The organism is Streptomyces sp. CB02056 (assembly GCF_001905545.1).
Classification (GTDB): Bacteria; Actinomycetota; Actinomycetes; order Streptomycetales; family Streptomycetaceae; genus Kitasatospora.
The window spans coordinates 227,582-245,955 of the sequence record NZ_LIPD01000010.1; the positions used below are offsets into that span (position 1 = coordinate 227,582).

The window sequence follows — 18,374 nt, forward strand, 5'->3', positions numbered from 1 at the left end:
GCGGTGACGCTCAGGGCAGCGGCGCCGCCACCGCCCGGGCCGCGCGCACCTCGTGGTGCAGCCGGGCGAGCGCGCAGTCCGGCGACAGCGCGTCCGGCCGCGCCTCCGGCAGCCGCTCGCCGGTGCGCAGCGCCTCGGCCAGGTCGGCCAGCTCCCGGGTGACGGCGGCGACCTCGGCGGTGGTCGGCACCGGCGCGCCGTGCTCGATCCGCACCCGGGTGGCGGTGGTGGTGTCCACGATCCGCTCGACCGCGATCACCACCGGCCACCACGCCCGCGCCCGGGCCCCGACCGGCGGCGGCTCGGTGAGGGCCCGCTGGAACTCGCTGCGCACGGCGGACAGGTCCCGGTAGAGCCGCCGCCGGTAGCGGGCGCGGGCGGCCGGTTCGTCCGGTCCGGGGCCGGTGGCGAAGGCCAGCGACACGTACGAGGCGGTGTCCTGGACGGCGTCGGCGAGGCGGTCGCCGATCCGGGTGTGCCAGGACTCCGGCCACAGCAGGTAGCCGGCCAGCAGGGAGATCCCGCAGCCGATCAGCGAGTCGTAGAGCCGGGGCAGCACCAGGTGGAAGCCCTGGTGGTTGAGCAGGTCGGAGAGCAGCAGGATGACCGGGGTGATGGCCGCGGTCTGGAAGGCGTACCCCTTGGCGGAGAGCACCGGGATCAGCGTCGCCAGCACCGCCATCACGGGGACGTCCCACCAGCCGTGCGGCACCTCGGCCAGGACCGGGATGGCGATCAGCAGCCCGGCCGCGGTGCCGAACGCGCGCAGCACCGCGCGGGAGAACACCGAGCCGAAGTCGGGCTTCATCACGAAGGTCACGGTCAGCGCCACCCAGTACGAGCGGGGCACCGCGATCACCGAGACCAGCACCTGCGCCAGCCCGATGCACAGCGCCAGCCGCAGCCCGTACCGCCAGGACGCGCCGGACAGCAGCAGCGCCCTGGCCGCCCGCCGGGCCCGCACCGCGAGGCGGGCCGGCCGGCCGAGCCGGTCGTCGGCGGCGTACGGGTCGGGCGAGGCCTCGTACGCCACGGTGGCGGCGTGCTCGATCGCCTCGACCAGGGCGCGGGTGGACGGCCCGGCGGGGCTCGGCAGGGCGAGGGGCGGCGCCGGGCCGGCGCGGTCCCGCTCGACGGCGTCGGCGAGCGCGCGGACGGCGGCCGGGTAGTCGGCCGGCAGCGGGCCGAACTCGGGCGGGCGCAGCTGGGCCGCGGGGGCCGCCTCGACCACCGGGATCAGCGCGTTGAGCTGGGCGAGCAGCCGCGCCAGGGTGGGTGAGCGGCCGTGCCGGCGGGCGCGCCGGGCGAGCAGCAGGTCGTAGGACTGGTTGAGCGACTGGGTGAGCGCGTGGCGGCGGCCGTCGTACTCCGGTGTGCCGGCGGCCTCCAGCAGGTCGGCGGCCGCCCGGTAGGTGCCGGCCACCACCGCCCGCTCGGGGACGCCCAGCCGCAGCGGCCAGGCGAGCAGGGTCAGGGTGAGCACCACCAGGCCGCCGAGCAGCAGCAGGGCGGGCGGCAGCCACCACGGGGAGGGCAGCGGCAGGCCGGCCCCGACCACCGCGTTGAGCAGCAGGAGCAGTCCGGAGACGGAGGCGACCGCGCCGATCGAGGAGATCATGCCGGAGACCAGCGCGACGACGGTCACCGTCACGACGGCCGTCCAGCCGGTGCCGAACACCAGGGTGCCGAACAGCATCCCGAGGGCGCCGAACAGCTGGGGCACGGCGATGTTGAACACCCGCATCCGGTAGGCGTCGGCGGTGTCCCCGATGACTCCGGACAGCGCGCCCATCGACACCAGCGCGCCGTAGCCGGGCCGTCCGGTGGCGGTGCCCACCGCGAGCGGGGCGGCGAGCGCGACGGAGGCGCGGGCCGCCGCCGCCCAGGGGACCGGTGCGGACCGGGGGCGCAGGCCCTCGGTCAGCCACGGGGGAGCCGTCAACGCGCGTGCCATGTGCCCAACGTACGGCGGACCCGGGCGGTTCACCGTTCGCGCTTATGTCAATTCCGGAAACATACCCGCGCTTATGTCAGCCTCCGAAACATAAAGCGAACCCCGAGAGGCGCCGTGAGCTGCGTTGATTTCCCAATCGGTAACCCGCGGGAAAGGGTTGACACCATTAGTTGGTCTAGTCCAACGTATGGGGAGCGCGGTTCGGCAATGGCTGATGCAGGGTGAGCGGCCTTGCCGGACGGACGAGTTGACCCCCTGACGTGGCGCTGTTCCGCGCCCGCGGGCCGAGGGGAGAAGGGCCGTGTGCGGACGGCCTTCCGGTCCGCGCTCGAATTCCCGTTGCGGCCGGTGACCGGCCGCCGACTCGCCGTGCCCGCACCTGGCGTACGAGGAAGCGCTGCGTCGACTACGAACCATGGAGTGACTGCCCATGCCGAGCCCTGCCCCACACTCCGACGGACCCGCGGGGGAATACCTGTACCGGGCCGCGTCGGAGCGCCCCTACTTCAGCGCCGACACCGAGAGCTACCTCGCCCCGACCGCACTGCGCGAGGTCCGCAAGACCCGCCCGCTGCGCGTGCTCTCCGAGGAGGACCACGCCTTCTGGCAGGACTACGGCTACGTGGTGGTGAAGCAGGCGATCCCGGCAGAGGCCGCGCGCCGACTGCTCGACTTCGCCTGGGAGTTCCAGGGCCTGTCGCCGGACCGCCCCGAGGACTGGTACCGCGAGCGCCACTACCGCGACGAACTCGACCGGCACCTGCACATCTACGGCTTCGTCGAGGCCTACCACCACCAGCTCATCTGGGACAGCCGCCAGGCGCAGCGCGTCTACGACGCCTTCGTCGACGTGTGGGACTGCGAGGAGCTCTGGGTCACCCTCGACCGGCTCAACCTCAACCCGCCGAACGTCCGCAACCGCGACCGCGCGCTGATCGAGCCCACCGACCGCGGCTTCGACATCGAGCTGCACTGGGACGTCGACACCACCCGGGGCGTGCTGCCGCAGCGCGTCCAGGGCATCATCGCGCTCAACGACACCGCCCCCGACCACGGCGGCTTCCAGTGCGACCCGGAGCTGTTCCGCCGCTTCAACCAGTGGCAGGCCGCCCAGCCGGCCGACCGCGACCCGATCCGCCCGGACGTCGACCGCGCCGAGTACCCGGTCGTCCGGCCCGAGTTGAAGGCCGGTGACCTGCTGATCTGGAACGGCCTGCTCGCCCACGGCGTGGCGCCCAACACCTCCGCGGGCGGGGTGCGCGCGGTGCAGTACCTGTCGATGATGCCCGCGCTGGAGGAGTCCGAGAAGCTGCGCCGCTCCCGGGTGGAGTCCTGGCGCACGCTCGGCACGCCGGACTGGAACCGCACGCTGGTCGGCGACGCCGACCGGCCCGAGGCGCAGCGCTACGGGACCGCCGAACTCACCGAGCTGGGGGAGAAGCTGCTCGGCCTGCGCTCCTGGAGCGGCAAGCCGTTCGACGAACGCGGGGACACGGGGGAGCGGGAATGCGCGACGTCTGCCTGACCCTGCCCACCAACCGCCCGTGCGCGGACACCATCACCGCGATCGGCGCCGAAGCCGCCCACGCCGTACGGCGGTTCGGCGTCCGGGTGCACCTGCTGGTGCTGGACTCCGCCGACCCCGCGACCCGCGCCCGGCACGCCGCGGCCCTCGCCGCCCTGCCGGCCGTCGAGGGCGTGGTCGTCCACCACCTGGACGAGGACGCCCAACGCGCCTTCCTGCGCGAGGCGGTCGAGCGCTCCGGCGCGGCCGAGCCGGACCGGCTGCTGCGCCTGATGCTGCCCGACGCCCTCTCCTACGGCGCCTGCACCAACCGGGCGTTCCTGCTGGCCGCCGCGCTCGGCTGCGCGTCGGTGCACCGCCGCGACTCCGACAGCAGCTACCAACTGCTCGACGGCGAACCGGTGTTCCCGATCGAGCACGAGCTGGCCACGCTCGGCCTGAAGGCCGCCGACGCGGCCGCCGCCGTCACCGAGAACCGCCTCGACCCGGCGCACGCGGACAAGCCGGTCGCGCTGGTCGGCGCCTCCTTCGTCGGCGAACTCTCCGTCGACATCGGCGAGATCCGCGAACTCGACCCCGAGGTCTACCACGACGTGGTCGCGCTCTGGGCGCCCACCGGGGCGAGCGAGGAGGAGAAGCGCGAACTCGTCGCCGACTCCTTCACCGGCGGCGGCAGCGAGCCGTTCACCGCCGACCGCGCGGTGCTCGACCTGCCCGACATCTGGCACATCGACATGTGCAACATCGGCCTCCACCACGAGGTGTACGAACGGGTGCCGCTGCCGCCCGCCACCGACACCATCGGCAGCGACTACTTCCTGCACCACCTGGTGCGTGACGCGACCCTGCCGGGCGTCACCCACAACCGCCACATCGTCAACTACTACACCCCGGAACGCCGCACCGGCCCGGGCTTCACCGCCTACCAGCTGCGCTACGCCAAGTTCCTGCTCTCCATGCTCTACCTCTACCCGGTCTACTCCGACATGGAGACCGCCGGCGGCGCCCTGCTGGACGAGCAGCACCGCGTCCGCCCCGAGGCGATCGCCGACTCCGCCCGTCGCAGCGCCGCGACGGACCGCGCGGAGAACCACCGCAGGCTCGCCGAACTCGACCGCTGCTACCGGCGGCTCGGCGGGAAGTACGCCGACTTCGCGGACCGGTTGGCGCCCCTGCGGGCGCGCCTGCTCGACGAGGCGCAGGCGGACATCGAGGACTTCGCAGCGCTGATCGACGCGTGGGGCCCGCTGGTGCGGGCGGCCAAGGCCACCCCCGCCGACCGGTCGCCGCGCTAGCCGGACGGGGAGCTCACCGTGATACGCCAGACCACCAGCAAGACCAGTACGGCCGCTGGCCACGCCAACGCCCGCGTAGCCGGCCACCCGCCCGCCCACCGCGCCCCGTCCGTCTCCGTGCTGCACACCGAACCACCCCGCGCCGACGAACACGACCGCGGCGCGCTGCGCGCCGCACTCGCCGACGGCACCGACGACCGGATCATCTACGACCTCGACGGCATCGGCCGCCAGTACGCCGCGCTCCGCGCCGAACTGCCCGGCGTGGCCGTCCGGTTCGCCATGAAGGCCTGCCCGGTGGACGAGGTGATGGAGCACCTCGCCGCGCTCGGCTCCGGCTTCGACGCGGCGAGCCCGCAGGAGATCGCCCAGGCGCTGCGCACCGGCGTGCCGCCCGAGCTGATCCACTACGGCAACACCATCAAGTCGGACCGCAACATCGCCGAGGCCTACCGGCTGGGCGTGCGGGATTTCGCCACCGACAGCCTGGAGGACGTCGCGGCGATCGCCGAACACGCCCCCGGCGCACGGGTGTTCTGCCGGATCGCGACCACCGGCGAGGGCGCCCTGTGGGGCCTGAGCCACAAGTTCGGCTGCTCGCCCGAGGACGCCGTGCGGGTGCTCGACGCCGCCCGGACCGCCGGGCTGGTGCCGTCCGGCCTGTCGGTGCACGTCGGCTCCCAGCAGATGACCGCCGAGGCCTGGACCGCCGCCGTGGACGCGCTGGCCGCCGTGCTGGAGGCGCTCAACTGGCGCGGGATCACGCCGACCCGGATCAACCTCGGCGGCGGCCTGCCCGCCCTCGGCGTCCTCGACCGGGGCGGGCGCCCGCTCGACCCGCCGCTGGACAAGATGTTCGTGGTGATCCGCGAGGGCATGGAACGGCTGCGCGCCGTCACCGCCGGGCCGCTGGAGTTCCTGCTGGAGCCCGGGCGCCACCTGGTCGCCGACCACGGCGCGATCCGCGCCCACGTCTCCCGGCTCACCTCCCGCCACCGCCTCGACGGCACCCGGGAGGACTGGCTCTACCTCAGCTGCGGCAAGTTCAACGGCCTGTACGAGATGGACCAGCTCCAGTACCGGCTGGAGTTCCCCGCCCACCCGGGCGGCCAGTTCGTCAACGCCGTGGTGGCCGGCCCGACCTGCGACAGCGACGACGCGTACGCCCAGGACGGCGGCCGGGTGCGCGTCCCGCGCGCGGTCCGCTCCGGCGACCCGGTCTGGATCCACTCCTGCGGCGCGTACGCCACGGCCTACGCCACCCGCGGGTTCAACGGCTTCGCGCCGCTGCCGTACACCTGCATCGGTGGCGGCGACGGCCGGGACCACCACGGAGGCACCGCATGACCGACGCCCTCGTCGACGCTCCGACCGACCTGCGCATCCGGCTGCTCCGGGAGGAGGACTGGGACGCCGTGGTCGCGCTGGAGGAGCGCGCCTACGCCGCCAGCGGCCTGTCCGAGGGGCGCGAGGCGCTCCGGTCCCGGCACCGCGCCTCGCCGGACACCTGCTTCGTGCTGGAGCACCCGGACGGCCAGGACGGCCAGGGCGGCGTGGGCGGGTACCTGCTCGCCCTGCCGTACCCGCTGTTCCGCTGCCCGGACCTCGCCCGCAGCGAGGACGGGGACGGCACAGGCGAGCGGCCGAGCAACATGCACGCGCACGACCTGGTCGTCGCCGAGGAGCTGCGCGGCCGGGGCCTGTCCCTGCGGATGCTGCGGCACCTGGAGGAGACCGCCCGGACGGCCGGCTACCGGAGCGTCTCGCTGGTCGCCGTCCGCGGCTCGCACGTGCTGTGGACCACGCTGGGCTACCGCGCCCGGCCCGAGATCGACCTGCCCGAGAGCTACGGCACCCGGGCGGTCTACATGGCGATGCCGCTGGACCCCGTCCCGTCCCGGCCGCTGCCGCACCCCACCGACCCGACCCCCGGGCCGCACTCCAGAGCCGAAGTGGGCTGATACCGATGTCCCCCGTTCGCGACGACTTCCGCCGGTCCCAAGTGGCCATCGGCGCACTGTTCTTCGTCCTCGGATTCCAGTACGCGACCTGGGTCTCCCGGGTGCCCGCGCTCAAGGCCAGGCTTGACCTGGGCGAGGCCCAGATCGGCCTGCTGCTGATGACCTGCGGGGTCGGCGCGGCGGTGTCCTTCCCCCTGGTCGCGGTGCTGATGCGGCGGCTCGGCTCCCGCCTGCTCTCGGTGCTGTCCGCGCTCGCCCTCGGCGTCGTCCTGCTCGCGCTGTCGGTGGTGCCGAACTATCCGGTGACGCTGCTGGTGCTGTTCTTCGACGGCGTCGCGGTCGGCGCCCTGAACGTCGCGATGAACGCCCAGGGCGCCGCGCTGGAGGCCCGCTTCGAGCGGACCACGATGTCCCGGCTGCACGCCACCTTCAGCGCCGGCTCGCTGCTCGCCGCCCTGCTGGCCTCGGGCGTCACCTCCGTCACCGGCACCCTGGCGGCGCACTTCGGCGTGGCCGCCGCGCTGCTCGCGGTGCTGGTCGTGGCCGCCCGGCCGGGGCTGCTGACCGACGGCCCGGCCGCGGCCGCCGAGCCGGAGGAGCGGAAGGAGCGCCGCGGCTTCGTGCTGCCGACCGTCGTGACCCTCTGGATGGGCCTGGCGATGGTGTTCGGCACCGTCACCGAGGGCGCCATGAACGACTGGTCGGCGCTCTACCTCAAGGACTACGTGCAGGCCGGCGCCGGACTCGCCCCGATGGGCATCGCGGTGGTCTCGGTGATGATGGTCTGCGCCCGGATCTTCGCGGACGGCTGGCGCACCCGCTTCGGCGACGGCCGGATCGTGCGCACCGGCAGCCTGCTGGCCGGCCTCGGACTGGCCCTCGCCCTGGCGGTCGGCGGTGTCGTCCCGACCCTGCTCGGGTTCGCCTGCGTCGGCCTCGGCGTGGCCGCGGTGACCCCGTGCGTCTACGTCGCCGCCGCCCGGCAGGGCCCCGACGCGCTCTCCCTGGTCGCCGCCATGGGCACCACCGGCCTGCTGGCCGGCCCCGCCGTGATCGGCTTCATCGCCGGCGCCACCAGCCTGCTCTGGGGCATGGCCGCCGTTGCCGCCTCGGCGGCCGTCGTCTCGCTCTGCGCCACCCGGATCTGCTGGCCCGACCAGGACGCCCCCGCCGCCCCCGCCGAACCCCGGCTCGCCGCCGACGCGACCTGACCCCACCCCCGGACCCTCGCCCGGCACCTCGCGCACCCCCGTCGCGAGGTGCCGGGCGAGTCTGTTGCGGAGGCCGGTGACCCGGGCGCCCGTCAGCTCCCGGCCGGGACGTCCGCGCCGCCGGTGGCGATGTGGTGGGCGAGCCTGGCGCGCAGCGCGGTGAGGCGGGCGATCTCGGCGTCCAGCGCGGCCAGCCGGGCGTGGACGACGGGGGCGAAGGTGTCGGGACCGGGGGAGCCGGAGCAGCGCACCGGCGGGTCCTGGTCGAGCAGGTCGAGGCGGTGGGCCCGGCTGGCCAGGTCGTCCACCGTCAGCCCGGTGGCGAGGAGTTGGCGGATCACCCGGACCCGGGCGACCTCGGCGTGGCCGTACTCGCGCTGGCCGGAGGCGGAGCGGGCGGGCGGGTGGAGGAGGCCGCGCTGTTCGTAGAAGCGCAGCGCCCTGGGTGTGGTGCCCGCCGCCGCTGCCGCGTCCCCGATCCGCATGCCCGCTCCCTGGTCGTCAGAGTTCCACGACGGTCGTCCCGAAGGTGTCCCCGGTGAACAGTCCGGTCAACGCTCCGACGGCCCGGTCGATGCCCGCCACCGGCGTCCGGGGCAGGACGATCTCCCCGGCGCGCAGCCAGCCGGCCAGGCGCTCCCGCCACTCGGCCTCCAGGTCCGGGTGGTCGAGCACGGTGAAGCCGCGCAGGCTCAGGCCGAGGGTGGCGACCCGGAAGGCGTCGATCACGGCGGGTGCGTCGCCGCCCCGGCGTTCCGGTGCGAGCTGGCCGTCCAACGCGCCGACCAGGGCGAACCGGGCGCCGTGCCGGGCCGCGTCCACGGCGGCGGTCAGCTGCTCGCCGCCGACCAGGTCCAGCACGACGTCGACGCCCTCCGGTGCCGCCGCGGCCAGTTGCTCGGCGAAGGGCCGCCCGCCGGGCACCAGCGCCGCGTCGTAGCCGAGTTCGGCGGTCAGCCGCTCCGCCTTGGCGGGCGAGCGGGTGGTGCCGATCACCCGGGCGGCGCCGAGCAGCCGGGCGACCTGCCCGGCCACCGTGCCGACCGCGCCGGCCGCGCCGGTCACCAGCACCACGTCGCCCGGGCGCACCCCGGCGGAGCGGGTCAGCCCGCCGTAGCCGGCCGAGGCGGCGGAGACCAGGGCGAGCGGGTCCGGGAAGTCCGACGGGACGGGGGTGAAATGCGCGGCCTCGGCGAGCGCGTGGCTCCGCCAGCCGTTCAGGTGGGTGACCAGGTCGCCGGGGCGCAGCGGCCCGTCCTCCGGTGCGGCCAGCACCTCGCCGAGGGCGGGCCCGAACAGCGCGTCCCCGGGGGCGATGTGCGGCATCGGCAGGCCGGAGCCCGCGCCGCCGATCAGCGTGCGCAGCCCGGGGAAGACCAGGAAGGCCCGGTTGCGGACGAGGACCTCCCCGGGGCCGGGCGCCGCCAGCGGCTCCTCGGTCACGGTGAAGTCCCCGGGGGCGGGCAGTCCGGCCGGTGCGGCGGTCAGCCGGACGACGCGGGCGGTGGTGGGCAGGGCCATGGCGGCACTCCTCTGAGCGGGCGGGGGAGGCGGCGGCGGTCGGTGCCGCCGCGGGACGCCCGGACGCTAACCCCTGACCCTTGCGTCAGGGGCAAGCCGCCTGGCCACGGAGGTGTCTGACGGGGCGTGGGGGACGCGGGTCTTCTAGAGTCACGCGTGGTACGGACGTACGACTGTGATACCCCCGTACGTCCGTACCGCCGGACGACCCCGAGCCGCACCGAGAGGAACGAGCAGCATGACCGAGCAGGCCCCCGAGCCCTTCGAGCCCGTCGACGAGGACTGGCGGACGGCGCTGGCGATCGTCGCCCACCCCGACGACATGGAGTACGGCGGGGCCGCGGCCGTCGCCCGCTGGACCTCGCAGGGCAAGAAGGTCGTCTACGTGATGGTGACCAGCGGCGAGGCGGGCATCGACACGCTGGACCCGGCCGAGTGCGGTCCGCTGCGCGAGGCGGAGCAGATCGCCTCGGCGCGGGTGGTCGGCGTCGACACCGTGGAGTTCCTCGGCCACCCGGACGGCGTCGTGGAGTACGGGCTGCCGCTGCGCCGGGACATCGCCCGGGTGGTGCGCCGGCACCGGCCGGACATCGTGATCACCAGCAACTTCCGGGACACCTACGGCGGGGTGTTCCTCAACCAGGCCGACCACGTCGCGGTCGGCCGGGCCACCCTGGACGGGGTCCGGGACGCCGGGAACCGCTGGGTGTTCCGCGAGCTGCTGGCCGAGGGCCACGAGCCGTGGAACGGCGTGCGGCAGATCTGGGCGGTGGCCTCGCCGGAGGCGAAGCACGCGGTGGACACCACCGGGACCTTCGACCAGGGCGTCGCCTCGCTGGAGGAGCACAAGGCGTACCTGGCCGGGCTGGGCGGGGCGATGGCGGAGCCGCGGGAGTTCCTGGAGGGCTTCGGCCGGGGTGCGGGCAGCCGGCTGGGGACGCGCTTCGCGGTGCCGTTCGAGGTGTTCCCGCTGCGTTGACCTCCGGCTACCCGGAGCCGGGGCCGGAGTCGGCGTCGGCGTCGGTGCCCGCGCGGCGCCGGCGCCGGTAGCGCAGCACCTGCCGGAGCAGGAGGGCGGCGACCAGCACGCCCAACCCGACCGCGAACCAGACCTGGTAGCGCAGCGCCGTGTGGTACACGGCGCCGATGTTGGCACCGGCGAGGTAGCCGAAGGTGCCCCAGACCGCCGTCCACAGCACCGCGCCGAGCAGGTTGAACGCCAGGAACCGGCGCCGGGGCATCTCCGTGGTCCCGGCGATGATCCCGTTGTACTGGCGCAGCCCGTCCACGAAGCGGGCGACCGCGACCACCTTGCCGCCGTGCCGGGCGAAGAAGCCGTCCGCGCGCTCCATCCGGGCCGGGGTGAGCAGCACGTAGCGGCCCCAGCGGTGGACGAAGGCGCGTCCGCCGGTGCGGCCGATCAGGTAGCCGAGGCCGTTGCCGAGCGCGGCGGCGCCGGTCGCGATCAGCAGGACGGCGGCGAGGTCGAGGTGCCCGGTGCCGGCGTACACCGAGGCCAGTACCAGGACGGTCTGCCCGGGCACCGGGACGCCGCAGTTGTCCAGCAGGACGAGCACCGCCACCGCGAGGTACCCGTAGTGGTCCAGCAGTGGCGCGAGTCCGGCGAGTGCCCCGGGCAGCGGGGTCGTGGGGGCGGGCACCGCTCCTCACCACCTCGCGCGGGGCGGGGTGGCGGGGGAGTGGGTCAGCGTTCCGCCTGGCGCTGTTCGATGTTGCAGTCGGGGCCGGGGTAGATCAGGCCCTCGTGGCCGTCCTCGAAGCGGACCACGTACGGCGGTTCGCCGTCGGTGCCGCGCACCTCGACGATCTCGCCCTTCTGGTCCACCATGCCCACCGACCTGCTGTGGATGTGGAGCCGGTCACCTACCGCCGCGTGCATGGTCTGCTCCCTCGGGTCGTGTGCCGGGCCGCCTCCGCGGACGGTTCCCGCTATCCACTGTGCTGCGGGGGCGGCGGCCGCGCAACGCCTCGGGCGGGCGGGGCCGGCGGGGCCGGGCCTCAGCGGGCGGACGGCTGTTGCGCGAGGTAGCCGCGGACCAGCCGCTTGCACTCGGCGATCAGCGCCGGATCGCCGTCCGGGGACTCCCGGAAGGCCAGTTTGAGCACCGCGTCGGCGGCCTCCAGGGCCACCCGCAGGGTCAGCATGACGGCCGTCGGGTCGCCCGCCCGGAACAGTTCGCCGCCGAGCGCCTGGAGCCGCAGGGCGACGGCGGTGTTGTTGTCCACGCCCGCGTCCAGCAGGTACCGGTCGTCCCGGACGCCGGTGGGGACGGCCGGTCCGGCCAGGCCGAAGTCCAGCTGGCCGAAGCCCGGCACGGCGCGCTTCATCGCCACGAACTCCTCCACCGCGAGATCGGTGAAGACGGCGGGGCCGACCGGCGCGGCGGCGGCCAGCCGGGCGTCCAGGCGCTGGAGGTAGTGGTCGAGGTTGCGGGTGGCGAGCGCCGCCAGCAGGTCCTCCTTGCCGGCGAAGAACTGGTACAGGGTGCCGATCGGCACCTGGGCGCGCTGGGCGACCTCCTTGGTGGTGAGCGCGGTCGCCCCGACCTCGTCCAGCAGCCCGGCGCAGGCGTCCAGGATGCGGCCGTACCGCTCCAGGCTGCGCTGCTGGACCGGGCGGCGCCGGACCGGTCCGGGGGCGGGGTGACTCCTGTCGCTCATGACCTCACTGTGCCGCATCCGCTGTTGCGGCGGCGAATCACCGGGGCGCGAACGGACCGGAGTTCCCTGTGGGACGGGAGACGACTGGTGGCCGGAGCTGAACGGCACGGTGGCGGGAAGGTGTCCACGGGTTGGCATTGGTCTTGTCGTGGACGCGAAGACAGGTTCATACTCCTGAGGCGGACTACCTTGCGTGATCAACGCATGCCTCTTCGTGGTGATCACGATTCAGCTGTGGCGGCCGAGGCGCCTGTGACGGACGCTCCGCCGCCACCCGAGGTCTGGATGACGCCGTGTGCCCCCACTGCCCGCGCCACGTCCCGTGGCGCCGATTCCCTGTGTGTTCCCCGCCGAACGGAAGGAGGGGATCGGTTCGGTGACGCCGTCCTCCGGAGGGTGTGAGGCCCTCGACACCGAGCACCGCCGCCAGTTCCTGGAGTCCGGGTACCTGGTCCTGCCCGGCCTGCTGCCGGAAGCGCTGCGCGAACGGCTCGCGCCCGAGGTGGACCGGTGGGTCGACGAAGGCCTGCGGGCCCGGTCGATCGCCGCGTGCGCCGACCCCTTACGGCACGGACCGCCCCCGCTGCTGGAACTGGAACTGCCCGCCCACGGCGAACTCCTCACCCACCCGCCCCTGTTGCGCACCCTGACCCGCCTGCTCGGGCCGGACTTCGTCTTCCACCACCTGCACAGCGACCGCCAGGACCCGGGGATCCCGGGCAAGGCCTGGCACCACGACTGCGAGCCCAACGACCGCTCCGACCCGTCGCTGCTGATGGTCCACGCGCTGCACTACCTCGGCGGACTGGACGAGAAGGTCGGCAGTCTGGCCGTGCTGCCCGGCTCGCACCTGCGCACCGTCGGCAAGTCCGCCTACGCCCACCACGGCACCGGCGAACTGCCCGGCGAGGTGGTCATCGACCGGCTGCCGCCCGGCTCCACCGTGCTGCTCAACTCGGCGCTGTTCCACACCCGCCGGCCGGCACCCGAAGGGCCGGGCCGCCCCCGGTACTTCGTCGACGCCTCCTACTGCCAGGTGGGAGCGCGCTGGCGCCCGGTGAAGCCGTACTGGCGGCAGATGCTCGCCCGGGCCCGCGAACTGGACCTGGCCGACGGCCAGTGGCCCGAGCTGTTCGCGGAGCGGCACTTCACCGAGTACACCGGCAGCGAACACGCCCGCACCGAGTACACCGGAACCGTCTGAGGAGCACTGCCGTGGAGATCGTCACAGCCGTCGCCTACCCCGAGGTCCACGACGCCTACCTGCGGGACCACCCGGTGGATCGGGCCCACGAGGCGAACAGCAACATGTACGGCGAGGAGAACCTCGACCGTGCCGACCGCATCCCCGGCGGCTGGTGGCGGATCCGGCTCTCCCGGACGGACGTCCTGGGCATCGTGCTGCCCTGGCACCTGAGCGAGGGCGGGGAGCTCGAACTGGTGCCGCGCTCCGGGCTGACGGTGGCCGAGGCGGCCGAGCGGGTCCGGGCCGGCGGAGCGGCCTGGACCGCCGCCAACCCGGTCTGCGCGGCGAAGCTGCGGCTGCTGAGGTGGGCCCCGCTCACGCCCGTCTTCCTCAGCACCGCCCCGGTCGACCACTCCGACTACGGGGACCTCGTGCTCCGGTCGGGACTGATCCACCTCGACGGCCTGCACCGCATGCTGGCCTGGGAGTTGGCCGGACGGCTGCCCGAGCGGGCGCTGCTGGACGGCTACCTGGTGGGCGACCCGGGAGTGGCCGCCGGCCCCGCCCGGGCGGGCCGGAGGGGGGACGAGTCGGCGTGACCTCCGCGACGCAGCACCTCCGGTCCGCGGCCTGCGGCCACCCGGCCGACCCCGCCCACCGGGCCCGCTCGCTGCCCGACCTGCTCGCCCACCACGCCCGGGCGCACCCCGACCGGCCCGCCCTGGGCGACGGCGTCCGCACCTTCGACTACCGCACGGTCGACACCGCGGCCGACCGGATCGCCGCCCGGCTGGCCGCCGCCGGCACCCGCCGGGGCGACCGGGTCGCTCTGCTCGGGCCCCGGGACGCCCGGATGCTGGTACTGCTGTACGGCGTGCTGCGCGCCGGCGCGGCGGCCGTGCTCGCCGATCCGGACTGGTCGGCGGCCGACCTGGCCCGGCGGCTGGCCTCCGTCCGGGTGGCCCGGGTGCTCGCCACCGAGGGCGGCCTCGGCGGGGAGGTGGTGGACGTCGAGGCGCTGCCGGAGCTGCCCCCGGTGGCCACCGAGGTACGGGGCGAGGACCTCGCGTACCTCTCCTTCACCTCCGGGTCGAGCGGCGAGCCCAAGGCGGTGGCCGTCACCCACGCCAACGCCGTGCACTACGCCCGGGCCCTGGCCGGGCGGCTCGACCTCACCGAGGCCGACGCGCCCCGCGCCGCCCACGTCACCACCCTGGCCGCCGACCTCGGCCACACCGCCTGGCTGCTCGCCCTGGCCACCGGCGGCTCGGTGCACCTCGTGCCGGACCGCGAGGTACGCGACCCGGAAGCCTTCTGGGCCTCGCTGCGCCGGGCCCGGGTGGACGTGCTGAAGACCACCCCCTCGCACCTGACCGCCCTGCTGGAGGGCCGCCCGGCCGACACCCCGCCGCTGCACACCGTGCTGCTCGGCGGCGAGGCGCTGCCCCGCCCGCTCGCCGCCGCCCTGCTCGACGGCGGCACCACCGCGCGGCTGGCCAACCACTACGGACCGACCGAGACCACCGTCGGCGCCACCTGCCTGCTCGTCACCTCCGCTCGCCAACTGCCCGCCGAGGAGCCGACCGTACCGATCGGCACCGCGATCGGCGAGGTGCTGCTGACCGTGGTGGACGGCGACGGCCGGGCGGTGCCGGACGGCTCGGTGGGCGAACTGCTCATCGGTGGCCGGGGCGTCGCCGCCGGGTACTTCGGCCGGCCGGACGAGACCGCCCGCGGCTTCGTCCGGCGCGACGGCCGACTCGTCTACCGCACAGGCGACCTGTGCCGACGGCGGCCGGACGGCAGCCTGGTCTTCCTGGGCCGGGTGGACCGCCAGGTCAAGGTCCGCGGCTACCGGGTGGACCTCGCCGAGGTCGAGCGGGCGATGGACAGCCACCCGGGCGTCGCCCGCTCGGCGGCGCTGCTGCGGGAGACCGCGCTCGGCAACCAACTCATCGGTGTCGTCCGGCTGTTGGACGGCGCGGACGGGGTCGGGAGCCTGGACGGGGCTGGGAGCCTGGACGGGCTGCGGGCGCACCTGCGGGACCGGCTGCCCGGCTACTCCGTGCCGCAGCCGATCCTGGTGCTGCCGCGGTTCCCGGTCGGACCGAACGGCAAGCTCGACCGGCAGCGGCTGGCCGAGCTGGCGGCCGAACTGGTCGAGGCCCGGGCCGAGTCGGACGGAACCGATTCGGACGGAACCGGGTCGGACGGAACCGAACCGGACGACACCGGGGTGAACGGCGGTGCGGGGAGCGGACCGGTCGGGGAGATCGCCCGGTTCTGGGCGGGAGCCCTGGGCCTGCCCGCCGTCGGGCCGCGCGCCGACGTGCTCGGCCTCGGCGGGGACTCCATCCTCGCCATGCGCACCATCGCCCTCCTGCGGCGCTCCGGCCTGCGGGTCGCCTACGAGGACTTCTACCGGTACCCGACGGCGGAGGGCCTGGCGGCGGTCGCCGTCCCGGTCGCGCCGTCCGTCCCGGCCCCGCGCGGCTCCACGAGCGGTCGCCGACTCGCCCCGGCCCAACGGTGGTTGTACCGGCAGCGGACGGTGCGGGACCTGCGGCACTGGAACCAGTCGGTGCTGCTGCGCTGTCGCACCGCCGTCGACCCGGAGGCGCTCTCGGCGGCCGTCGCGGCCGTCCTGGAACGGCACCCGGCGCTGCGCCGGCCGGTCACCCCGGACGGCTGCGGCGAGGTCCGGGCGGTGGCCGAGCTCGACCCGGTCTCCTTCTCCCGGATCCCGCGCGCGGCCGGGGAGATCGCCGACACCGTCGCCGGGGTCTGCACCGAACTCCACCGCAGCCTCGACCCGTCGGCCGGCCGGCTGCTGCGCGCCCACCTGTTCACCGGCCCGCCCGGCACCGACGACCGGCTCGCGCTGATCGCGCACCACCTGGTGGTCGACGGGCTGTCCTGGCGGATCCTGCTGGACGACCTGGCGCACGCGTACCGGGCGGTGCTCGACCGGAAGCCGGTCCACCTGCCGCCGACGGCGGACTTCTACGCCTGGGCGGCGGTCTCGTCCTCCGTCGCGGCGGAGCCCGCTGCCGGGGACGCCACCGTCAGGGAAGCCGGGGAAGCCGGGGAAGCCGGGGAGGCCGGAGAGGCCGAGGAGCCCGCCGCGCTCAGCTGGGCGCTCGACCCGGACGCCACCGCCCGGCTGATCGCCCGGCACGGTGCCGGGGCCGGGCTGGAGGCCGTACTGCTGGCCGCCTTCGCCGAGGCCGTCACCGGTGACGGCGGCCGCCCCCGGCTCGCGGTGGAGGTCGAGACCCACGGCCGGGACGCGGTCGGCGACCCGGGCGAATTCCTGGACACCGTAGGCTGGTTCACCGCCGTCAAGCACGTCGAGCTGGACGCCGGGGCCCTCCCGGACACCGTGGCCCGGCGGCTGCGCGAGGCCCCCGTCCGGCCGATGGACGGGCCCGGCGGACGGCCCGCCGTCGGCTTCAACTTCCTCGGCACCTTCCGGCTGCCCGAGGAGCCCGCGCTGGACTGGACCGTCGCCGCCGAACAGGCCGGCACGGCCCGCTGTACGGGCGGCGACCCGCTGTACGAACTGCGGCTCACCGCACGGGTGGTGGAGCAACGGCTGGTCGCCGACCTGGTGTACGGCCGGCCCGGCCTGCCGCACCCCGCCGCCGAGCGGATCACCGGGCGGTTCGCCCGCGCCGTGGCGGCCGAGGCGCGGGCCGAGGTCGTCGGCCAGGCCGACGCGCGGGCCGACGCCGAGGCGCCGGAGGCCGCACCGCCCGTCCGGGCACCGCTGTCCACCTCCGGCCAACTGCTGCACCCCGGTGTCGCCCCGACGGCCCGGGCGACGGTGCGCGAACCCGCCCGGGTGCTGCTCACCGGCGCCACCGGCTACCTCGGGCGGCACCTGCTGGAGGCCTTCCTGGCGCGCGGCGCCGAGGTCACCTGCCTGGTGCGGGCCGCCGACGACGCCGAGGCGCTGAAGCGGCTCGGCACCGGCGCGGCGGGCACGGTCCGGCCCGCCCGGGCGCTCGCCGGGGACATCGACCGGGACGGCCTCGGCCTCTCCCCGGCCGCACTGGAACACGCCCGGGGCGCCCACCTGGTGGTGCACGCGGCGGCGGACGTCCGACTGGTGGCCTCACCCGACGAGCTGGAGCGCACCAACCACACGGCGGTGCGCCGACTGCTCGACTGGGTCGGGGAGCACGCCCCGGACGCCCGGGTCCACCACGTCTCCACGCTGGCCGTCTCGGGCGGCGTCGACGGCCCGCCGCGCCGCTTCAGCGAGGCGGACCTGGAGATCGGCCAGCACTTCCGCACCCCGTACGAGCGGACCAAGTACCGGGCCGAACAGGCCGTCCGGGCCTGGGCCGCCCGCGGGCACGCCGCCTACCTGCACCGCAGCGGCCACATCGCGGCGCACAGCCGGACCGGCGCGTTCCAGGCCAACGCCGGCGACAACCGGATCTACCAGCTGCTCCGCGGCTACCTGCTGGCCGGCGCCGCGCCGAGCCGGCCGGGCACCGCCTTCGCGTTCTCGTACGTGGACACGGTGGCCGCCGGGATCGCCGCGATCGCCCTCGACCCGTACGCCGCGCCCGGCGCGTACCACGTGGAGACGCCGCACGCCGTCCCGCACGACGAGCTGGTGCGGTGGCTGGCCGGGCACGGCCACGCCGTACGGCTCACCGACGAGGCGGCCTTCGCGGCCGCCCTCGCCCGGGCCGAGCGCCGCCACCCGACGGCCGCCCGGGTGGCCGCCGCCTGGGCGGCGCAGGAGGAGCGCCGCGTCCTGGTGGACAGCTCGTACACCACCGCGGTGCTCGACCGCCTGGGCGTGCGGTTCGCCGCGCCGACCCCGCGGTGGTGGTCGGCCGCACTCACCTGGGCCGCCGAGGCCGGCTACCTGCCGCCCGTCGGCCCGATCCCGCTCACCCGTGACGACATCCGTGACGACGTCCGCGACGGCGCCGGTCACGACACCCGTGACGACGTCCGCGACGGCGCCGGTCACGAGACCCGAGACGACATCCGTGAAGGCAGGACCAACCCGTGAAGGC

The 18,374-nt window shown here is 75.2% G+C and carries 15 protein-coding genes; 9 read left to right on the plus strand and 6 right to left on the minus strand.

Annotation, left to right across the window (positions count from 1 at the left end; translation table 11 throughout):
- Positions 1-10: 10 nt before the first annotated feature.
- Positions 11-1,954, minus strand: coding sequence for an FUSC family protein (locus AMK13_RS27965; RefSeq protein WP_074004571.1), 1,944 nt, complete (start codon positions 1,952-1,954; stop codon positions 11-13).
- Positions 1,955-2,384: 430 nt separating this feature from the next.
- On the opposite strand from AMK13_RS27965, the gene AMK13_RS27970 reads away from it, so the two are divergent.
- The 5 genes from AMK13_RS27970 to AMK13_RS27990 all read left to right on the plus strand — a co-directional run bounded on the left by AMK13_RS27970 (position 2,385) and on the right by AMK13_RS27990 (position 7,946).
- On the plus strand, positions 2,385-3,479 hold the full coding sequence (locus AMK13_RS27970) for a phytanoyl-CoA dioxygenase family protein (RefSeq protein ID WP_074004572.1): 1,095 nt from the start codon (positions 2,385-2,387) through the stop codon (positions 3,477-3,479).
- Positions 3,461-4,774: a DUF6271 family protein gene (locus tag AMK13_RS27975; RefSeq protein WP_074004573.1), complete on the plus strand. Its 1,314-nt coding sequence runs from the start codon at positions 3,461-3,463 to the stop codon at positions 4,772-4,774. Before AMK13_RS27970 ends, AMK13_RS27975 begins: the two co-directional genes overlap by 19 nt.
- A gap of 120 nt (positions 4,775-4,894) precedes the next feature.
- A complete protein-coding gene (locus AMK13_RS27980; RefSeq protein WP_074004673.1) occupies positions 4,895-6,121 on the plus strand; it encodes a type III PLP-dependent enzyme in 1,227 nt (408 codons plus the stop codon).
- Complete coding sequence (locus AMK13_RS27985; protein ID WP_074004574.1) at positions 6,118-6,735, plus strand: GNAT family N-acetyltransferase; 618 nt, start codon at positions 6,118-6,120, stop codon at positions 6,733-6,735. The genes AMK13_RS27980 and AMK13_RS27985 overlap by 4 nt, the downstream gene beginning before the upstream one ends.
- A gap of 5 nt (positions 6,736-6,740) precedes the next feature.
- A complete protein-coding gene (locus tag AMK13_RS27990) occupies positions 6,741-7,946 on the plus strand; it encodes an MFS transporter (RefSeq protein ID WP_074004575.1) in 1,206 nt (401 codons plus the stop codon).
- Between the two features lie 92 nt (positions 7,947-8,038).
- Here the strand turns inward: AMK13_RS27990 and AMK13_RS27995 are convergent, their stop codons facing one another.
- On the minus strand, positions 8,039-8,431 hold the full coding sequence (locus tag AMK13_RS27995) for a MerR family transcriptional regulator (RefSeq protein ID WP_074004576.1): 393 nt from the start codon (positions 8,429-8,431) through the stop codon (positions 8,039-8,041).
- Between the two features lie 16 nt (positions 8,432-8,447).
- On the minus strand, positions 8,448-9,467 hold the full coding sequence (locus AMK13_RS28000; protein ID WP_074004577.1) for an MDR family NADP-dependent oxidoreductase: 1,020 nt from the start codon (positions 9,465-9,467) through the stop codon (positions 8,448-8,450).
- A gap of 238 nt (positions 9,468-9,705) precedes the next feature.
- Between AMK13_RS28000 and AMK13_RS28005 the strand changes: the two genes are divergently transcribed.
- Positions 9,706-10,446: a PIG-L deacetylase family protein gene (locus AMK13_RS28005; RefSeq protein ID WP_074004578.1), complete on the plus strand. Its 741-nt coding sequence runs from the start codon at positions 9,706-9,708 to the stop codon at positions 10,444-10,446.
- A gap of 7 nt (positions 10,447-10,453) precedes the next feature.
- Here the strand turns inward: AMK13_RS28005 and AMK13_RS28010 are convergent, their stop codons facing one another.
- The 3 genes from AMK13_RS28010 to AMK13_RS28020 all read right to left on the minus strand — a co-directional run bounded on the left by AMK13_RS28010 (position 10,454) and on the right by AMK13_RS28020 (position 12,149).
- Positions 10,454-11,128, minus strand: a complete 675-nt coding sequence (locus tag AMK13_RS28010; RefSeq protein ID WP_074004579.1) for a DedA family protein — start codon at positions 11,126-11,128, stop codon at positions 10,454-10,456.
- A gap of 44 nt (positions 11,129-11,172) precedes the next feature.
- Positions 11,173-11,367, minus strand: a complete 195-nt coding sequence (locus tag AMK13_RS28015) for a DUF1918 domain-containing protein (protein ID WP_049659048.1) — start codon at positions 11,365-11,367, stop codon at positions 11,173-11,175.
- A 119-nt stretch (positions 11,368-11,486) separates the two neighbouring features.
- The gene (locus AMK13_RS28020; RefSeq protein ID WP_074004580.1) at positions 11,487-12,149 is read right to left on the minus strand and encodes a TetR/AcrR family transcriptional regulator; all 663 of its coding nucleotides are present in this window, start codon (positions 12,147-12,149) and stop codon (positions 11,487-11,489) included.
- 376 nt (positions 12,150-12,525) lie between these two features.
- Here AMK13_RS28020 and AMK13_RS28025 point away from each other — a divergent pair, with 376 nt between their 5' ends.
- Genes AMK13_RS28025 through AMK13_RS28035 form a run of 3 tightly spaced genes read left to right on the plus strand, consistent with a single transcriptional unit; the run spans position 12,526 to position 18,370 of the window.
- Positions 12,526-13,353, plus strand: a complete 828-nt coding sequence (locus AMK13_RS28025) for a phytanoyl-CoA dioxygenase family protein (protein WP_198959443.1) — start codon at positions 12,526-12,528, stop codon at positions 13,351-13,353.
- An 11-nt stretch (positions 13,354-13,364) separates the two neighbouring features.
- Positions 13,365-13,934, plus strand: coding sequence for a DUF6309 family protein (locus tag AMK13_RS28030; RefSeq protein ID WP_074004581.1), 570 nt, complete (start codon positions 13,365-13,367; stop codon positions 13,932-13,934).
- Complete coding sequence (locus AMK13_RS28035) at positions 13,931-18,370, plus strand: non-ribosomal peptide synthetase (RefSeq protein WP_074004582.1); 4,440 nt, start codon at positions 13,931-13,933, stop codon at positions 18,368-18,370. Before AMK13_RS28030 ends, AMK13_RS28035 begins: the two co-directional genes overlap by 4 nt.
- Positions 18,371-18,374: the final 4 nt, after the last annotated feature.

Bases quoted from the DNA above. Each gene is read 5' to 3' on its own strand.
- AMK13_RS27975 (WP_074004573.1), top strand. From the start codon at position 3,461: ATGCGCGACGTCTGCCTGACCCTGCCCACCAACCGCCCGTGCGCGGAC.
- AMK13_RS28020 (WP_074004580.1), bottom strand. From the start codon at position 12,149: ATGAGCGACAGGAGTCACCCCGCCCCCGGACCGGTCCGGCGCCGCCCG.
- AMK13_RS28000 (WP_074004577.1), bottom strand. From the start codon at position 9,467: ATGGCCCTGCCCACCACCGCCCGCGTCGTCCGGCTGACCGCCGCACCG.
- AMK13_RS27990 (WP_074004575.1), top strand. From the start codon at position 6,741: ATGTCCCCCGTTCGCGACGACTTCCGCCGGTCCCAAGTGGCCATCGGC.
- AMK13_RS28015 (WP_049659048.1), bottom strand. From the start codon at position 11,367: ATGCACGCGGCGGTAGGTGACCGGCTCCACATCCACAGCAGGTCGGTG.
- AMK13_RS27965 (WP_074004571.1), bottom strand. From the start codon at position 1,954: ATGGCACGCGCGTTGACGGCTCCCCCGTGGCTGACCGAGGGCCTGCGC.
- AMK13_RS27995 (WP_074004576.1), bottom strand. From the start codon at position 8,431: ATGCGGATCGGGGACGCGGCAGCGGCGGCGGGCACCACACCCAGGGCG.
- AMK13_RS27970 (WP_074004572.1), top strand. From the start codon at position 2,385: ATGCCGAGCCCTGCCCCACACTCCGACGGACCCGCGGGGGAATACCTG.
- AMK13_RS27985 (WP_074004574.1), top strand. From the start codon at position 6,118: ATGACCGACGCCCTCGTCGACGCTCCGACCGACCTGCGCATCCGGCTG.
- AMK13_RS28005 (WP_074004578.1), top strand. From the start codon at position 9,706: ATGACCGAGCAGGCCCCCGAGCCCTTCGAGCCCGTCGACGAGGACTGG.